This window comes from Mucilaginibacter sp. P4_E8 (assembly GCF_056401495.1).
Map to the genome: position 1 here is coordinate 15,436 of NZ_JBFUJG010000057.1, position 19,073 is coordinate 34,508.

Here is a 19,073-nt window from a genome sequence, read left to right on the forward strand (position 1 = left end):
AAATTGGTTGTTAAAACCGATTTATTGAGATTGATGCGCCTGCTTACCCGAGGTATCTTTGTATTGTCAATAAAGAATAATGGTCATGAAAAAAACAGACTTAAACTTATTAAAAGGCAGGCTACTTCAGCTTTACTGGGGAACCTTTCAAATTTTAACCATCATTTACAGATGATCTTTTAAGGTCGCTGTAAATTCTATCATATATAAATGTATTGATTCAAGAGTTGCTTAGGTAAGTCTTTAATCAATACCGGAAATTAACAGCCGTTCCTGGCTTCTCAATATATGGATACATAAAAAAAGGCAAACTTGAACAAAGTTTGCCTTTTTAGTTATCACATATATTCCTGGCAAACTCCCTTAAATTACATACTTATTGATTCACTTAAACTTTTATCAATTAAAGCTTGTTTATTTTTATTTAGCAGTAATCCTGAATTTACCATGGTATTAAACCACTTAGAAAACTTGGTGGCGCCCTTATAATTCAGGTGTCCATAGTCTGCAAAATCATCATCATTTAAGGGAAATTTATTAAAATCTAAAAAATCAATATCTGAAAATTTCTCGTTCCTTATTCTTGTAAAATCTTTTTCATTTTTTAAGTATTCATAATTTTTATGCAGGGGGCTCCTGACCAGGAAAACTTTTTTATGTTGAGCATGACAGTACGTGATTATTTTTTGTAGATAGTCGATATTAACACTTGATATGTTTGTACTATTATTGCCTGTGTTATTACTTACAGCCTCCTTTCCAGCATCGTTGGTTGCGTTACGAAGTTTATCAATACGCAAATACCCGCCCAAGCCGTCAGAAAAATTATAGTTCCAGGTAAAAAGCCGTATTAGATTTTTCCGGGTTGAAATAGACATACAATTCATAAAATCTTTGGGGTTGTTTTCTATTAACAGATCTATGTCTGATTTATCCATAAATGAAACATATTGCGGAAACATATTCGACATGTATTTATATCCCCATGTCCAGTCATTCATTTTCTCGTCTATCTGATTATTTGAGTACTCTATTAAAACTGTTTCTATTTGCGGATTTTGCGATAAAACCTTTTTTATTTTCTGATAGGTATAAAAATAAGGCTCTGATGAATGGGACAGGTTTTTAAAATTGGAAATTAAAGAATCATTAAAAGCACATTCAGGGTGCGAATGCCCAAACAATACAATTTTACTACTCCGTTGAATGTAAAACTTAGATTCTTTATCAACCAGGTAATTAGGTATATATATTACCGAAACAAGCAAACAAACAGCCATTACTATAAACCAAATTGTTCTTTTTAAAAACTTCTCCATGATCTTAAAATTGAAAATAAATGAACTGTTGCTCCCTGCCCATAAATAAATATATGGTTAGGATTAAAGTAAAATAAAATGCCAGCCGGTAACTTCTTTTTTTAAATATTCCTAATGTTGCAATAGCGTATTGGTTTTCGCGCCCGTTCCATTCAATTATTAAAAAACCTATAATGAGTAATATGGTGTTCAATATTTCAAATCCACTAACATCCATTTGAGGAACGGAAAACGTTGATTTGGAAAATATCGTTTTTATATAGCTTATAGCATGTGTTAAATTATTTGCCCTGAAAAATATCCAGGCAAAAACAACCAATGAAAAGGTTAGCACCATTTGAAAAAACTCTTTTATTGTTGGCAGGCTTTTTCCTTTTGCCACAATTTCAAGATTGTTCCTGTTGGTATTAAAAATGATGGAGGGCATAATAAATAAGGCATTCAAAAGCCCCCATACAATAAACGTCCAGTTGGCGCCATGCCAAAAACCGCTTACTAAAAAAATAATTATTGTATTCCTTATCTTCATCCAGGTTCCGCCCTTACTACCCCCCAGTGGTATATACAAATAATCACGAAACCAGCTGGAGAGCGAAATATGCCATCGCCGCCAAAACTCAGCTATATCCCTTGAAAAATAAGGAAAGGCAAAATTCCGCAACAGCTCAATCCCAAAAAGCCTGGCAATACCCAGGGCCATGTCTGAGTAACCCGAGAAATCACAATAAATTTGAAAAGTGAAGAAAAGGGCGCCCAGTATAAGTGTACTGCCGGGATAATGGTCTGAATTGGCAAAGATCATATTTGCGTAAACAGAACATTGATCAGCAATTACTGCTTTCTTAAAAAAGCCCCACAATATTTGTCGTAAGCCATCTGCCGCTTTTAAATAGTCAAAGGTTCTTTCTTTTTTTATTTGAGGTAAAAGATGGGTTGCCCGCTCAATAGGCCCCGCCACCAAAAGCGGAAAAAAACTAACGAAAAAAGAATAATCAATAAAATTTCTTTCGGCTTTTATCTTGTTCTTATAAATATCAATAACATATGACAGGCCGTGAAAGGTATAAAAGGAAATACCAACGGGTAATATAACTTTTAAGGTCCAGGGGCTTACATGCATCCCAAAATTCAGGGCCGCATCGGCAAAAGATTCGGCAAAGAAGTTATAATATTTAAACACCCCCAGGAAACCAATATTTACCGAAACGCTAAGCCAAAACCAAAACCGCCTTTTGTTCCGATTTTCGGTTTCAGACATTTTAAGTCCCGTAAAATAATCTAACAATGTTGAGAAGATGAGCAAGAACAGAAAGCGCCAGTCCCAGCAGGCATAAAAATAATAGCTTGCGCAAAGCAATAAAAAGTTTTGATACTTTAAGTTTTTATTGGCAACAAACCAGTATAAAATAAAAACTATGGGCAAAAAAATGGCAAAGCTAAGCGAGTTAAAAAGCATAGTAATTGTTTTTTACAACTGTGATTTATTACTGGCACACTTATATGCTTAAAACTTTTAATTCGCTTTATTTAATACCGGTTCTATAAGTGTGATTAGTGCAATTAAAATTAACTTTTATAATCACATCAATTTAATACTCAAATGGTTTTGCAGCTTATTTGTAACTGATGTGTATAGATATTTTACATTTTTATACACTTTTTTACACGTGTATAAACTTGCCTTTACACACGTAATATTTATATAACAATTTACAATTTCAAAAACTCTTACCGCCTTACAGAGTTTGATTTATATAATCAAAATAAAATGGCAAAGAATGTTGCAGACCAACTGGTTGAGATGCTGGCGAATGCCGGCATAAAAAGAATATACGCCGTAACCGGCGATAGTCTTAACGAAGTAAATGATGCCGTAAGGCGCGAAGGCAGTATACAATGGGTACATGTAAGGCATGAAGAGGCTGGCGCTTATGCCGCCGGCGCCGAAGCACAGCTTAACGGCCTTGCCTGTTGCGCAGGCAGCAGCGGCCCGGGCCACGTACATTTAATAAACGGCCTGTATGATGCTCATCGTTCAGGTGCACCGGTTATTGCTATCGCATCTACCATAGCAAGTTTTGAATTTGGCTCTCAATATTTCCAGGAAACCAATACCATTAAATTGTTTGATGATTGCAGTTATTATAATCAAATAGCCACCACCCCAAAACAGCTGCCACGTATGCTGCAGGCGGGCATTCAAAGTGCCCTGCACCAAAAAGGGGTAGCCGTAATTGGTTTGCCCGGCGATGTTACCAGCATGGACGCCGTTGAAATCAATACTTCAACCCAAAACTATAACCCGGCACCGGTGATCAGGCCATCAGATGCTGATCTGCAACAGCTGGCTGGCTTGATAGACCAATACCATAAAATAACCATTTTTTGCGGCATAGGCGCTGCCGATGCGCATGATGCGGTGGTGGAGCTATCGCAAAGGTTACACGCCACTGTGGCCTACTCTTTCAGGGCTAAAATGGATATCCAATATGATAACCCGAATGAGGTGGGCATGACCGGACTATTAGGTTTACCATCGGCCTACCATAGCATGCACGAGAGCGACCTGCTGATACTTTTGGGTACCGATTTCCCTTATACTCCTTTTATGCCTACCGATTGCAAAATTGTGCAGGTAGATACCAAACCCGAGCGCATTGGTCGCCGCGCTAAGGTAGATGTAGGTTTGTGCGGAACTATAAAGGATACACTTACGGCGCTGCTCCCTTTAATTGCCCAAAAACAGGACGACAGTTTTTTACAAGCACAGCTAAAAGTTTATGCCGATGTAAAAGATAAAATGCAAACCTATGTTGATGACAGCGGCGAAAAGGATAAAATACATCCTGAATTTGTAGCCAGCATATTGGATAAGCAGGCGAGCAATGATGCCATATTTACGGTTGATACGGGGATGTCATGCGTGTGGGGTTCGCGCTATATTAATGCCACGGGTAAACGTAAAATGATAGGTTCATTTAACCATGGCTCAATGGCCAACGCCATGCCCCAGGCTATTGGCGCGGCTTTGGCCCGCCCCGGTCAGCAGGTGATAGCGCTTTGCGGCGATGGCGGCCTATCCATGTTATTGGGCGACCTGGCCACCATTGTACAGTACAAGCTGCCGGTTAAGGTCATCGTTTTCAACAACCGCTCCTTAGGAATGGTAAAGTTAGAAATGGAAGTAGCGGGCCTGCCTGATTGGCAAACCGATATGTACAACCCTGATTTTGCACTGGTTGCACAGGCTATGGGCATGAAAGGGATTACCGCTAACCGGCCAGATCAGGTTAAGCAAGCCATTACCGATGCACTGGCTTTTGACGGCCCTGCATTAGTGAACATATTCACCGATCCCAATGCACTGGCTATGCCGCCCAAAATTGAGTTTGAACAGGTAAAAGGCATGGCCGTATCCATGACCAAGCTTATGCTTAACGGCCACATGAACGAAGTGCTGGATACTGTAAAGGCTAATTACAAGCATTTGAAGGATTTGTTGTAAAGCTCTCATTCTGCCGCGAGCCTGTGGCTTGCGGTAGAATGAGTATTAAACCCAAACGCGTCATTGCGAGGTACGAAGCAATCTCTACAAAGGCAGGTCGATCATGCAAGTTCTAAGCTTTTCTGTTTGCTCTGTACAGCATAGAGTTTGCTTCGTACCTCGCAATGACGATGTTTTTTTTGATTCCAACAAAAAAACCCGGCGTTAACCGGGTTTTGTATTTATTTTTTCCAAACGTTATTGTCAGGGTTATAATCAGGCAATACATTGTCAGGATCATAAGTAACCGATTCAATTTCTTCGGTTGATGGGTATTTAAATGTCCATGAAGCATAGCGCTCCCAAATTTCTACCGGTAATTTAACGCGTTCGGTTTTGCCACTTTTGGTTTTTATCTCCAATATAACCGGCATAGCCATTTTACCCAAATTATCCAGGGTTATCAATGCCCCTTTTGATGCGATATTATCTACATATTTAACATCACTAACGGCAACATCCAGGCGCCAGTCGTTCACAAACCAGCCTCTCCAAAACCACTGTAAGCTTTCGCCTGCGGCATTTTCCATCGTGCGGAAAAAATCCTCGGGGGTTGGGTGTTTAAATGCCCATCTGTTGATATAGGTTTTAAAGGCAAAATCAAAACGCTCGGGACCTAATATCTGCTCGCGCAGTAAAACAAGGCCTGCACTTGGTTTTATATATAATAAAGTTCCTGTATTTCTTTCTTTTAAATTATTCGGCTGGCTCATTATTGGCTCCAGTTCGGGCTTGGTAAAAAAGTCGCCAGAACGGTGCATATCTATAGTACGCTTACTTTTATACTCGCCGTTATTAAAATCGGCGGTTGAAAGCGTGTTAATAAAAGTATTAAAGCCTTCGTCCATCCAACCATATAAACGCTCGTTTGAACCTACGATCATCGGGAACCAGGTGTGCCCAAATTCGTGGTCATTCACTCCCCACAGGCTTGCATTTTTAGCTTTGAATCCGCAAAAAACAATACCTGGATATTCCATACCGCCTACTACACCAGCAACAGCTGTAGCGGCAGGGTAAGGGAACTCAAACCATTTTGCCGAATTATATTCAATTGATTTTTTTACATATTCGGTTGAGCGGCCCCAGGCACTATTGCCATCGCTCTCAACCGGGTAAGCCGATATAGCCATAGATTTTTTGCCGCTTGGCAGATCCATTTTAGCTGCATCAATAATAAATGCGGCCGATGAAGCCCACGAAGCATCCCTCGCATTTTTTATTTTAAAGTGCCAGGTAAGCTCAGTTTTACCAGCCGGACGCGATGCCGGATTAGTAACCTCTGATGCCGTACGGATCATTACCGTTTTTTCGCTTTTTTCGGCTTCGGCCCAGCGTTTTTGCTGTTCAGGGGTATATACTTCCTGCGGGTTTTGCAACTCGCCCGATGCTACCACAATGTGATTGGCCGGCGCGGTTATGCTCAGGTCAAAATCGCCGTATTCCAGGTAAAACTCACCTGGCCCGGTATAAGGCAGCGTATTCCAGCCCATTACATCATCGTACACACACATACGCGGGTACCATTGCGCAATGGTGTAAATTCTGCCATTTTTAGTGTTCAGGTAACCCATACGGTCTGATCCGTAATTTGGCGGGATAAATGAATATTCAATTTTAAGTTTAACCTGCCCGCCATTGGCTGTTACCTCTTTGGGTAAAAAAACCTGCATACGGGTATCGTTGATGATAAATTTAGCTTCGGCAAACTCACCTTTAGCGCTTGCGTATTTTACTGATTTTATTTTGTAACCTGCATCAAATGCTTCACCACGGCCCCAGTTGCGGCTGCCTGACGGTGGCACTATGGCTGTTCCTCTTGAATCTAACTTAAAAAGGTTTTGGTCAAGCTGCATCCATAAAAAACCCAGGTTTTGCGGACTGTTATTTGTATATGTTAATACTTCAGAACCAGTAATTTCATTGGTTTGATCATTTAGTTTTGCGGCCAGTTGATAATCGGCCCGGTTTTGCCAGTATTTAGGGCCCGGTTCGCCACTTGCAGCGCGATACTCTGTTCCATTTTTAGTGTAAAACAAGGGCCCAAAAGTTTCGTGGTAGTTGTAATCAGAAGCGGGCGCATTAGTTGGAGCCGCTTGCTGCGCATCACCTACACTAACTGCCAACATAAAGGCCATGCTGAAACCGGCCATCAGTTTTAAATTCATTTCAATATTTTTTGTATGTATAAAGCAAGTATACTACAAAAAACACGCATGAAAGTTCTGGTAAAACGATTGTTACGCTAATATTAAATAATGATTTAGTGTGTTGTAGATTAGGAGTCAATTATACACAAAGCCTATAAATCAGGTAGATATACAGGATTTACAGGCTTTGTTTATGGCGGTTGGTATTACCCAATCAGGCTGCTATTTATTCAAAAAGTGGTTTTCATAAACCTTTTCGTCAAAACCAAAAAACAGGAAATCGCCATCCTCAATTACCGGTCTTTTTATCATGCTGGTTTTTTGCTGCAGTAAAGTAAGGGCATCGGCATTGGTTTTTACACTTTCTTTTACCTGTGGGTCAAGCTGTTTCCAGGTAAGCCCCTGCTTATTCATGAATTTTTCGTAGCCGGCTTTGCTGTCCCATTCCTGTAGTTTTTCGGTACTTACACCCAGTTTTTTAAAATCCTGGAAATTGTAATCAACCTTATTTTCCTTTAACCAATCGAGCGCTTTTTTAACAGTATTGCAATTGGTAATTCCGTAAACTTTCATCTATCCGTAATTTATTAATGAATAGCCGAAAGTAAATCTTCTTAACTGTTTTTCATAAAATAATTGGCTGTTATAGCCGGTTATAAAAAACAGCAGGCATCAACCTAATGATATAAGCCACTAATCGCCAGCGCCTGGTAATATATACTACCTTACATTTGTTTTCAATGGCGGTATAAATTTGCATGGCCGCCTTTTCAACAGGCGCTACCCAAAACAAACCTTCGCCCTTTGCCATGGGCGTATCTACAAAACCTGGCCTGGCATCGGTTATATAAACCGGGATCTTCAGGTTTGCCGCTTTTTGTGTTAACCCTTGCAGATAATTAACCTGGTAAGCTTTTGAAGCATTGTATGCAGGAGAATGCCTGCCACCGCGGATACCGGCCACAGAAGTTATAGCTGCAAAATGTCCGGATCCCTGTTGTTCAAAAAACGTAAATGCCAATCAGCGACAGCGGTAAAACCGGCTACATTAATAGCCACGGTCTGCAGTTCAATATCAGGGTTGAGTGATGGGTTTAGTTCACCCGTGCCGGAGCTCATGATCAGCAGGTCGAGCCCCCCCAGTTCATCGGAAAGTTTTTTTAGTTGTATTGGTATTTGAGCAATGCTGGTTACATCAAATACTGATGCAATAAAGTTACCGGGCTTTAAATGTTGTAATTCGGTTAAAAGTTGCCCGCGCCTGCCGGTAATGCCCACCATATATTGGTTATTGGCCAGTAAAAGAGCAAGTTGTCTGCCTATGCCAGATGTGGCGCCTACAACTATTGCTTTTTTCATGGTTTATTAACAGGTTTAGATTTTAGCAAATGATCAATTAGTTGTTGTAAGGCAGGTCATTATGGCATAGTAAAATTACTATAGTTAACTATTACATACAACTATTATTGATTTGTACCGCTGCTTTTACCACTGTTTTTGGTATCGTCATTATTTATACTGCGCTGGTTCTTTTTAATATCGCCGTTAAGCTTACCAAATTTATAATTAAGCCTTATGGCAAAATGACGGTAGGGGTTTTCCCTGCTCGTGATTTGAGTAAAATCAGGGGTTCGGGTAGTGTTGCTAAATGCCCTGTATTTACTATAAGGATTGTTGGCCACTAATGTTACAGTGAACTTTTTATTGAAAAGATCTTTTGCAACCGTATATGAATTATAAATAAAATTGCTCGAACTACCCTGCAAATTCACATCGCCACTAAAGAACCCGGCGTTAAGACCTAAACGGTAAGTATCACCTAATTTATAGGTGAGGCTGGCAAATGAATTGCCTATGTACCCGTCATTTTTATAGAACTGCCCATTGTAAGTCCCTTTTAACCAAACATGTGAAACTTGTCCGTTTAAACTAATGGTAAATGCTTTTGTGATAGAAAAATTGGTGTTAATATTTAACCCCAGGTTGCGGTTACTGCCCAGGTTTTGATAGGTGGTGTATGTTACCGTATCCAACGATGTATTATCAACCTGCAGGTGACTTACATTTTGAATAGAGTTGTTGGAGAATGCATAGCTTACGCCAACAGTGATCGCGGCCTTTTTAAAATTGCTGTAGGTAAGCTCAAAAGTATTGTTCAGTTCAGGGCGCAGATCAGGGTTACCGGTAGAGATAAACTTGGGGTTCGACCGGTCAATAAACGGGTTTAGCTGGTAAATACCGGGGCGTTGTATACGCTGCGTAAAACCCAGGTTGATACTGCTGCTTTTAAGGCTGCGCTGTATGGATACCGAAGGGATGAGGTTGTTATACCCCCTATCAAGCGGGGTGCCCATAAAATCGGCACTGATTTTGGTATGTTCAATACGTAAGCCAGCTTTAGCTGTCCATTTACTTAACTTTAACTGGTATGAGTTATAAAAGCTGGTAACATCCTGATGATAATCAAACGTGCTGGTTTGCCCGGTATCTATCACGAACTCATTAGTGGTTGGATCAAGATCCTCACGCCTGAAATCGCTGAAGTTATTACGCAGGATAGCTTTTGCGCCAGCCTCGATATTTATTTTTTTAAGCGGATACACATAATCAAGCTGAAAGGTATGCTCCCTGTTACCGGCGTTATTACGCTGACGAAAATCGGGATTGTTAACATCATCATAATTAAACCTTTCGGTAAATGAATTGCTGTTAGATTGGTCGCTTGGCGAATAACTGTATTTATACGATACGGTTAGTAACTCGTCTTTATGGTTTTTGAAACTCCGCTGGTAATTGATCGCTGCATCTGCCCCTTTGTCTTTGCTGTTATTAGTAACGGTATTACGGTAGGCCTGATCAACTGTCCCTATGCTATTAGCCAGGTTTGATTGCTGCACACCATTCTGGTCAAAATGACCCTGAAAGATCTCAAAAGATCCGGTAAGCAGGTTCAGGGTATCAATCTCATAACTTAACTCGGCATTGGCATACTTATATTTACCTGAAAAGGTATTAGTGCCGTTTTGTGTTAATACCGATTGTGATGCTAACTGCGTGAGGTTATTATATGTTGCTGCGGTTACCTCTTTTTGAGAACCAAAACCTGCATAGCCCGAAAGACCGAACTTACCCTGTTTTACGGTACCGTTAAGGTTGTAACCCGGCCCCCATACCGTATTATAACGCATATTGATGCTACCGTTATAACCCTGGTCGGCATTTTTTTTGGTAATGATATTGATGATACCCGTTAAGCCTTCGGCATCATACTTTGCAGGCGGGGTGGTGATCACCTCTATTTTTTCGATATTGGTAGCGGGCATGGCTTTCAACACATCCGACGGATTTTTGGCCATCAATGCCGATTCTTTTCCGTTTATTAATATCTTATAGTTCCCGCTGCCTTTCAGCCTTATCTTATCATCGCCATCAACTGATAAAAGCGGAACTTTACGCATCATATCCAGCGCGGATACTGCCTTGCTTTCCGGATCAGCCTGCACATCATAAGTAAGGCGGTCCACCTCCTGTTTCATAACCGGCCGTACGGCTGTTATAGTAACTTCTTTTAATTCTTTACTTGAAGCAGCAAGCAAAATTTTACCTGCGTTAAATTCGGTTCCGGTAGGCTTTACAGGTAAAACCTTGGTAACATAACCAATAAAAGCGATTACCAGCTGATAGGTTTTACCTTCGGGTGCCTTTATTTCAAAACTGCCATCGTCTTTAGCGAGGGTACTTTTTACGGGGGTGCGGGTAGCTGAATCCTGAAGCGCAACGGTAACATATCCTAAGGGTTTGTTTGCTGCAGAGTCGATCACAGCCCCCTTTACCGTTATATTAGTTGGAGAGTTTTGTGTTTGTGCCGTAGCTAACGCCGACAAACAACAGCAAAGCAGGATAAGTAACAGTTGTTTCATAAGGTATTTGGCTCATAAGACGCTACAAGATAGCTAACTGTTGCACGCGCCGAAAAATATTTAACACTTTTTAACTAAAAAATTAGTTTTAGGTGATTTTAGCATATAACTACTTGTTATACCGCGTCATAGTGAGTTCTGTACCAATGGTAGTAAAGCTCTTTATCATCTCAATAGAGCGATCTATCAGGGCAGGGAGTTCTGGTTTTTCATCATCATCAAACCCGCTCAGCACGTAATCAACCTGGCGGCCTTTTGGAAAATTGTCGCCAACACCAAAACGAAGGCGGGCATAGTTATTATGGCCCAGGGTTGCTTCAAGATGTTTTAACCCGTTGTGGCCGGCGGCACTGCCCTTTGGCTTTAATCGTAAGGTACCCAGTGGCAGTGCAATATCATCTACAAGCACCAATACATTTTCAAGGGGGATCTTGAGTTCCTGCATCCAATGATTCATTGCTTTACCGCTTAAGTTCATATAAGTAGTTGGCTTAATGAGGTGCAGTGTACGCCCCTTGAACGATACTTCGCTGTAATAGGCCAGGCGCATGTGATAAAATTTGGCCCCCTCCTGTTTGGCTAATTCGTCCAATATCATAAAACCGATGTTATGCCGGGTATCGGCATACTCGGGCCCTATATTTCCTAAACCAACTATTAGATATTTCATGCCCCCTAACCCCCTGAAGGGGGAATTTTTTGATTTGTTTAAATTGAATGCGAAGATATTGTTTTTATACAAAAACAGCGATAGGTAAACCTATCGCTGTTTTAATTACCCTTTTATTCCCCCTTCAGGGGGTTAGGGGGTTTACTTTTTACCTGAAGCAGCTTCCTGCTCAGCCTGACGTAATGCACGTGAAGTAGTTACCGATACAATGGTATCTTCAATAGCATTGGTGATGATCAGTTTTTCAAGTTTCAAATCTGAAACTTTTACTGATTTACCAACCTCAAGGCTTTCGATGCTTACTTCAATAGCATCCAAATGATCTTTTGGTAATGCTTTGATGCGCAGTTTCCTTAATTTTTGAACTAATTTACCACCCACTTTAACACCAGGAGAAGTTCCGGTTAATTTAACAGGGATCTCGATAGTGATTGGCTTTTTCTCGTCAAGCAACAAAAAGTCAATGTGGATAATTTGTTCAGTTAAAGGGTGAAACTGAATATCTTTAATAATAGCCTGTGATTTAGCACCGGCAACATCAAGATCGATGAAATGAACAACCGGAGTATAAACTACGGCTCTCAAATCAGCTGCGGACACTGCAAAGTGGGTTTGTGTTGGCCCACCGTAAAGTACTGCAGGCACTAAGCCTTGATAACGCAGTTCTTTAGCGTCTCTTTTCCCTACGTTCTCTCTTGGAGAACCGCTAATAGCAATTGATTTCATTATTTATATTTATTTATTTGTTAAGCCTCACTCTAACCAGTACTGGTTTTCATAAGATTTTCTTTATTCTATTTAATCAACCTTAAACAGCTGACTTATTGAGCCATGTTCATTTACATTACTGATAGCCCTTGCAAACAGTTCGGCAGTTGATAATACCTTAATTTTAGGGCTTTCGTATTTTAACGGTATAGTATCGGTAACTATCAATTCGGTTAAAGCCGAGTTTTCAATAGTTTCATAAGCCTTGCCCGATAATACCGGATGTGTACAAACCGCACGTACGCTGCGTGCACCACGCTCCATAATTAAACCTGCCGCTTTAGCCAGTGTACCCGCTGTATCGCATATATCATCAATCAGTACAATATCCTGATCGGTAACATCACCAATAAGCGTCATGGATTCAATTTCGTTAGCGCGTTTACGGCGCTTATCGCATATTACCACTTCGGCATTAAAAAACTTGGCAAAGCTGCGTGCCCTGTATGAACCGCCCATATCCGGCGAAGCAATAGTTAAACTATCTAAATTCAGGCTTTTTATATAAGGCACAAAAATGATAGAAGCATCAAGGTGATCAACCGGGATATCAAAAAAACCCTGTATCTGCGCGGCGTGCAAATCCATGGTCATGATACGGTTAATACCTGCTGCAACCAATAAATTGGCTACCAGCTTTGCACTTATAGCCACACGTGGTTTATCCTTCCTGTCCTGACGGGCCAATCCAAAATAAGGAATAACCGCGTTTACATAATGTGCTGACGCGCGGCGGGCGGCATCAATCATCATCAGTAATTCCATCAGGTTATCAGTAGGCTGGTGGGTTGATTGTACCAGGAACACATCGCATCCCCTTACTGATTCATTAAAGTGGGGCTGAAACTCGCCATCACTAAAACGTGAAAGCACCACATCACCTAATTCGCGGCCATAAGAATCAGCAATTTTTTGAGCAAGCGCTTTTGAGCCTGATCCTGCAAATAATTTAACCGGATTAAATTGTAAGGGCATTTTTTATTTCGGATTTAGGGTTTTCGATTTCGGATTTATTAACCCTACAATTTAAACCTTTTTACACGTATTACAGATAGTATAAAAAAACAATTTCGGATTTCGATCTTAAGCCGGATAAATCCGAAATTGAAAATCCAAAATCCGAAATTGAAATCTTGTTGCCCGACCAGGATTCGAACCTAGACAAACGGTACCAAAAACCGTCGTACTACCATTATACTATCAGGCAATCTCCTTTGGTTTGTTTTATACTCCCCGAAAAGGAATGCAAATATAAGACGATTTTTTAACTCTCAAAACAGAATTTGAAAAAAGTATTTTTCGCCTCATTTTATGACCAAATATGGGCTAAAAAGTGTTAATGCAAAGGTTTTGGTTTCAACATCATAATACTTTTATTAATTTCGGGCTGCATTAAGCCTTTTTTCTATCGTAAAATTCAGACATGAGCTACAATAAGATCAACAATATATTCGGCTGGATAGCCTTTATCATTGCCTCGCTAACATATATTTTAACCCTGGAGCAATCCTCAAGTTTTTGGGACTGCGGCGAGTTTATTGCCTGTATTTATCGTTTGCAGGTTGCACACCAACCGGGCGCACCCCTGTTTACCATCATAGGTAAGGTGTTTACACTCCTGTCAATGGGCGATGTTACCAAAGTGGCTTATTGGGCCAATATGGCTTCGGCACTGGCCAGCGGGGCAACTATCATGTTCCTGTTTTGGACAGTTACCGCCCTGGCAAAAAAATTACTAATTAAAAAAGCCGAAGATCTTAATCAGGCAAACCTGATTCTTATTATAGGTGCCGGCCTGGTGGGGGCCCTGGCTTATGCCTGGTCTGATACCTTTTGGTTTTCGGCGGTCGAGTCTGAAGTTTATGCACAATCATCCTTGTGCACTGCTATTGTGTTTTGGGCCATACTCAAGTGGGACGCCCATGCCGATGAGCAACATGCCGATAAATGGATAGTATTTATTGCCTATGTAATGGGCCTTTCTATAGGTATACACCTGTTAAACCTGCTGGTAATACCTGCCATAGCGCTGGTAATTTATTTCCGCAAGGCAAAAACCATTACTACAAAAGGCACTTTCTGGGCATTTTTTGCCGGTATTGTAGCCGTAGCCTTTGTGCTTTGGGGTGTTATTCAATATACCGTAAAAGGCGCCGCTTTTTCTGATCTGCTTTTTGTGAATACCCTGGGTATGGGCTTTGGCAGCGGGGCAGTTATGTTTTTTGTTTTATTGTTAGCCACCATAGTTTCGGGCATATACTATACAGTTAAACCTTCACAACCGGCCATTATAGTATCAGCCGTGTGCTTTATACTGGTATTAGGCATCAGTGCGGGTATAGTTGGGTTTATTGTTGGCTTGGCCGTGCTGGCCTTTTTGGAGTACGTAGTTAAAATACGCGAACGACGTTTTGCCCTTAATACCTTTTTAATTTGTTTGCTGTTCATCCTGTTTGGCTATAGCTCCTTTGTAATGATAGTGGTTAGGGCCAAAGCAAATCCTAATTTAAATAATAGCGATCCTGAAAATGCCTTCGCGCTGAACGGCTACCTGAACCGCGACCAGTATGGGGATACCCCATTGTTGTACGGTCAGTTTTTTGATTCGCAGCCTACGGCACAAACCGAGGGTGCAAACATTTATCGCCGTGGCGAAACCAAATATGAAATTGCCGGTAAAAAGCTAACTACCGTTTATGACCGCAACACTCCCTTTCCGCGTATGTTTAGTGATAAGGCCGGGCACCCGGAATTTTACCGGGCGTGGTCAAAACTGGGCCAAAGCGAGCAGCCAACCTTTGCCACCAACCTGGGCTTTTTTGCCAGCTGGCAAATTAACCAAATGTACACCCGCTATTTTTTATGGAACTTTGTTGGCCGTACTAATGACCTTGATGGCCAAACCAGTAACAGCGGTATTGATGGTAACTGGATAAGCGGATGGAACTTTAACAAACCGTTACCCTACTCCGTTACCGAAAGTAAAAGTTATAACCGTTTATTTTATTTACCGCTCATCATTGGTTTGATCGGGCTGTTCTTCCACTTCATCCGCGATCAGCGGAATGCCGGGGTTGTTGGTGTATTGTTCTTTTTTACGGGTATTGCCATTGTACTATACTTAAATCAGGACCCCTTGCAGCCGCGTGAGCGTGATTACGCTTATGCAGGTTCGTTTTATGCCTTTGCTATATGGATAGGTATTGGGGTACTGGCCATTGCCGATTTTTTAAGTAAAAAGCTCAATCCCAAAATAAGCGCCATTATTGCTACGGTGGTTTGTTTGCTGGCGGCCCCCGTATTAATGGCCAACCAGGAGTGGGATGACCATGACCGCTCAACCAAGCTTACCCCGCATGATATGGCTTACAACTACCTCAACTCCTGCGCGCCAAATGCTATTTTATTTACCTATGGCGATAATGACACTTACCCGCTTTGGTACATACAGGAGGTTGAACAAGTACGCCCCGATGTGCGTATTGTAAACTTAAGTCTGCTGGGTACCGACTGGTACATACGCGGTATGAAAAACAAAATGAACCAATCGGAGCCATTGCCTATCAGTATGCCGAATGATAAGTTTAAGCCTGGTGTGCGTGATGTTATTTACTTTAACGACCAAAAAGTTGCCGGAACAACCGAATTAAAGGAGGTTTTTGATTTTATTACCTCAGATGATAAAGCAACCATGGTAGAGTATAACAATGGCGATGTTGCCAATTACCTGCCTACCAAGAACTTTAAACTTACTGTTAACCCCGACGAAGTGGTGCAAACAGGAACAGTGTCGGCTGCCGAAAAAGCCAAAATAACCCCTGAAATGGACTGGACATTTAATGGCCGGTATGTTACCAAGGATGTTTTGGCCATGATAGATATATTATCGCACAATAACTGGAAACGGCCAATTTACTTTTCGGTAACTGTACCAAACGAGAACATGATAGGCCTTGATAAATATTTATATAATGAGGGTTTTGCTTACCGTTTGCTGCCATTTAAACCCGATACGGCTGCAAGTCCGCTGGAAACCAGCCACACACCAGAAATGTATCATAACATAATGACCAAGTTTAAATGGGGCAATATGAAAAATGCCCGTTACCTTGATCATGAATCAATGACGATGTTTTATCCTTTAGTTACCCGGCTTTATTCCAGTTTGGCTGATAACCTGATGAAAGAAGGGCATCTTGATCAGGCAAAGGGCGTTCTTAAAAAATATGACGACGTTATGCCTGGCATCATACCATCAACCGAGGTGGCGGTGCGTAAATACTACATGACAGAAAGCGCTTACCGCCTGGGCGATATTGCACTGGCCAATAAACTGGCAAACCAGGTTGACGATTATGTAACTAATTTGCTCGATTATAACTATGCCCTTTTGCAACGCAGTGAAACCGAGCTCGACAACCGGGATATACAATACTCCATGTCGATACTGAGTGGTTTGGCAAGCTTTACCAAAGATTTTAAACAAACCAGCCTAAACACTAAATTCAACGCGCAATTAAAGAATTACGAAGGCAAATTTGGAGCCGCGCCTAAGCAGTAAGGATGTGAATTAACTTGCAGCAATATAGAAAGGGAGTTGTTTTTTTAAACAACTCCCTTTCTATTTAGTCCTGCTGCTCTCCCCGCGCGTCATTGCGAGGAACGAGGCAATCCCCTACTTACAGAACTGCTATACATATTTGTTACTTGTCCTAAAGAGATTGCTTCGTGCCTCGCAATGACGCGTGGAGAGAATGTTATATGTGGCTTATTTATCAAAAAAATATTTGCCTTACCCCTCAGAATGACAAGCAAAAAAAGAGCCGCCTTTATTAAGACAGCTCTCTTTTTTATGTGAATCAGCGTAAAATTATTCTTCAATAACAACACCCATGTTGCAGAACTTATCAATACGCTCGGTAACCAGTTCATTGATATCGCGCTCGGTAAGTGTTTTCAGATCTTTTAGCAGTTGCTTTTTCAATATGGCAGCCATGGCTACCGGATCTTGGTGAGCGCCGCCAAGAGGTTCTTTTATAACACCGTCAATCAGTTTGTTCTTCAGCATTTCTGTCGAAGTAAGTTTTAATACTTCGGCAGCACGTTCTTTATTTTCCCAAGTTTTCCAAAGGATAGTTGAGCAGTTTTCTGGTGATATTACGGAATACCAGGAATTATCCAGCATCAATACTCTATCACCAATACCTATACCCAATGCTCCGCCAGATGCGCCTTCGCCAATGATCACACAGATTACCGGAACTTTAAGTATTGACATTTCAAGCAGGTTACGGGCTATAGCTTCACCTTGTCCGCGTTCTTCAGCTTCCAAACCTGGGAATGCTCCGGGAGTGTCAATCAGGGTAACTACGGGTTTGTTGAATTTTTCGGCCATTCTCATCAGCCTTAGTGCTTTGCGATATCCTTCAGGGTTGGCCATACCAAAATTACGGTACTGGCGCTCTTTGGTGTTACGTCCTTTCTGGTGACCAATAAACATTACTGTTTGACCGTTCAGTGTTCCGAAACCGCCTATAATAGCTTTATCGTCGCCAACTGTTCTGTCGCCGTGCAATTCAATAAAATCATCGCACATTAACTCTATATATTGCAGGGTATATGGTCTTTCGGGATGGCGTGAGATCTGTACTTTTTGCCAGCCGGTAAGATTGGAATATATTTCTTTTTTAGCAGCCTCCAGTTTTGCTTCCAGTTCTGCTACAGTTGCAGACATGTCAAGCTTGTTTTTATCCTCAACCTGCTTCACCTTTTCAATCTGCTGTATCAGCTCAGCCAACGGCTTTTCAAAATCAAAAGTTATCTTCATACACTTTATTTGGGGCTGCTAAATTAAATAAATCAAACGGTATATCATCAATTACGATTTTGTAAAGTTTCAAGCTTCTTAATTTGCTGTGGTGCAAGTAAATCACCTGTACTTAAGCAAGCCTGTAAAATGGCATTTCTGAGCTCTCCGTAATATAAACCAGAACGGGTGGCGTAAAATATAACATCACCATTGTTCAATCTCTGTTTACGAAAAAGTTTATCAAGGGTTTCCTCATTAGTAATAATAAATGTGCCCATCTCTACCCTTTTGCGATGCAGTTCTGTAGCTATCGCCCCAATTTTTGTGATTTGCGCCGGACTAAGATCAAGTTCTTTTTTATATTTAATAACCTTATCCGGCATTGGGAAATGGTTAAGCTCAGCTACTACTGGCATACCGTAAAGGTCCTCTCCTTTTAGCAAAGCATTATACTGTTTATCTGTCAGCGATTTTACTGTCGATCTTTTCAACGTGCTGTCTGCCTGCTGCGCGTTAACTGTACAATAAAAAAATAAGCTGGCTATTAGTACGGGTATTGATTTAAGCATAGGTTGCATTTTACAAAAAAACTTTAACTATTGAGCTATCAGCTATTGTAAATGGAATGAAAACTTAATTTTCACTCCACCTTTACCACTTTGGTACGCTGCGAAATTCCATTTTCATTAAACGCTTCTATCTGAAAATAGTATGGCAGATCCTTATCCATCCCGCTAAAATAAAATTCATTTTTTCCATACACCATAATATTATTGTACAGCTTATCGGGCGCTATACCCATATAAATGGTGTACCCGGTAGCATTATCAATAGGCTTCCATTTAAGCCAGGAGTTGCGCCGCTCACTGTCTCCACGCAATACAATCAAGCTC

At 41.1% G+C, this 19,073-nt stretch carries 12 protein-coding genes, 1 tRNA gene and 2 pseudogenes; 2 read left to right on the forward strand and 13 right to left on the reverse strand.

The features are described 5' to 3' along the window. Positions 1–368: 368 nt before the first annotated feature. Positions 369–1,319: a hypothetical protein gene (locus AC1DRQ_RS18570; RefSeq protein ID WP_477426257.1), complete on the reverse strand. Its 951-nt coding sequence runs from the start codon at positions 1,317–1,319 to the stop codon at positions 369–371. Positions 1,320–1,323: 4 nt separating this feature from the next. After that, on the reverse strand, positions 1,324–2,775 hold the full coding sequence (locus AC1DRQ_RS18575) for an MBOAT family O-acyltransferase (RefSeq protein ID WP_477426258.1): 1,452 nt from the start codon (positions 2,773–2,775) through the stop codon (positions 1,324–1,326). A 312-nt stretch (positions 2,776–3,087) separates the two neighbouring features. On the opposite strand from AC1DRQ_RS18575, the gene AC1DRQ_RS18580 reads away from it, so the two are divergent. Beyond that, the gene (locus AC1DRQ_RS18580) at positions 3,088–4,824 is read left to right on the forward strand and encodes a thiamine pyrophosphate-dependent enzyme (protein ID WP_477426259.1); all 1,737 of its coding nucleotides are present in this window, start codon (positions 3,088–3,090) and stop codon (positions 4,822–4,824) included. A 221-nt stretch (positions 4,825–5,045) separates the two neighbouring features. On the opposite strand, the gene AC1DRQ_RS18585 is transcribed toward AC1DRQ_RS18580, so the two are convergent. The 8 genes and pseudogenes from AC1DRQ_RS18585 to AC1DRQ_RS18620 all read right to left on the reverse strand — a co-directional run bounded on the left by AC1DRQ_RS18585 (position 5,046) and on the right by AC1DRQ_RS18620 (position 13,578). Continuing rightward, a complete protein-coding gene (locus AC1DRQ_RS18585) occupies positions 5,046–7,031 on the reverse strand; it encodes a M1 family metallopeptidase (RefSeq protein WP_477426260.1) in 1,986 nt (661 codons plus the stop codon). A 204-nt stretch (positions 7,032–7,235) separates the two neighbouring features. After that, positions 7,236–7,586 (reverse strand): Spx/MgsR family RNA polymerase-binding regulatory protein, encoded by a 351-nt coding sequence (locus AC1DRQ_RS18590; RefSeq protein ID WP_477426261.1) that lies wholly within the window; start codon positions 7,584–7,586, stop codon positions 7,236–7,238. Between the two features lie 70 nt (positions 7,587–7,656). Then, positions 7,657–8,372 (reverse strand): annotated as a pseudogene (locus tag AC1DRQ_RS18595) (SDR family NAD(P)-dependent oxidoreductase). 104 nt (positions 8,373–8,476) lie between these two features. After that, entirely contained in the window at positions 8,477–10,933 is a 2,457-nt protein-coding gene (locus tag AC1DRQ_RS18600) for a TonB-dependent receptor (RefSeq protein ID WP_477426263.1), read from the reverse strand. Between the two features lie 109 nt (positions 10,934–11,042). Continuing rightward, complete coding sequence (gene pth, locus AC1DRQ_RS18605) at positions 11,043–11,603, reverse strand: aminoacyl-tRNA hydrolase (protein WP_477426265.1); 561 nt, start codon at positions 11,601–11,603, stop codon at positions 11,043–11,045. A gap of 141 nt (positions 11,604–11,744) precedes the next feature. Further along, positions 11,745–12,329, reverse strand: coding sequence for a 50S ribosomal protein L25/general stress protein Ctc (locus tag AC1DRQ_RS18610; protein WP_429400799.1), 585 nt, complete (start codon positions 12,327–12,329; stop codon positions 11,745–11,747). Positions 12,330–12,401: 72 nt separating this feature from the next. After that, the gene (locus AC1DRQ_RS18615; RefSeq protein ID WP_429400800.1) at positions 12,402–13,346 is read right to left on the reverse strand and encodes a ribose-phosphate pyrophosphokinase; all 945 of its coding nucleotides are present in this window, start codon (positions 13,344–13,346) and stop codon (positions 12,402–12,404) included. A gap of 161 nt (positions 13,347–13,507) precedes the next feature. Beyond that, positions 13,508–13,578 (reverse strand) — tRNA-Gln (locus AC1DRQ_RS18620). 216 nt (positions 13,579–13,794) lie between these two features. Here AC1DRQ_RS18620 and AC1DRQ_RS18625 point away from each other — a divergent pair. Further along, complete coding sequence (locus AC1DRQ_RS18625) at positions 13,795–16,932, forward strand: protein O-mannosyl-transferase family (protein ID WP_477426268.1); 3,138 nt, start codon at positions 13,795–13,797, stop codon at positions 16,930–16,932. A 309-nt stretch (positions 16,933–17,241) separates the two neighbouring features. Here AC1DRQ_RS18625 and AC1DRQ_RS18630 read toward each other — a convergent pair whose 3' ends face one another. The 3 genes and pseudogenes from AC1DRQ_RS18630 to AC1DRQ_RS18640 form a co-directional block, all read right to left on the reverse strand. Next, positions 17,242–18,198: an acetyl-CoA carboxylase carboxyltransferase subunit alpha gene (locus AC1DRQ_RS18630; protein ID WP_429400804.1), complete on the reverse strand. Its 957-nt coding sequence runs from the start codon at positions 18,196–18,198 to the stop codon at positions 17,242–17,244. A 47-nt stretch (positions 18,199–18,245) separates the two neighbouring features. Continuing rightward, positions 18,246–18,749: a hypothetical protein gene (locus AC1DRQ_RS18635; protein ID WP_477426270.1), complete on the reverse strand. Its 504-nt coding sequence runs from the start codon at positions 18,747–18,749 to the stop codon at positions 18,246–18,248. Positions 18,750–18,820: 71 nt separating this feature from the next. Continuing rightward, positions 18,821–19,073 (reverse strand): annotated as a pseudogene (locus tag AC1DRQ_RS18640) (xylosidase); the annotation flags it as partial.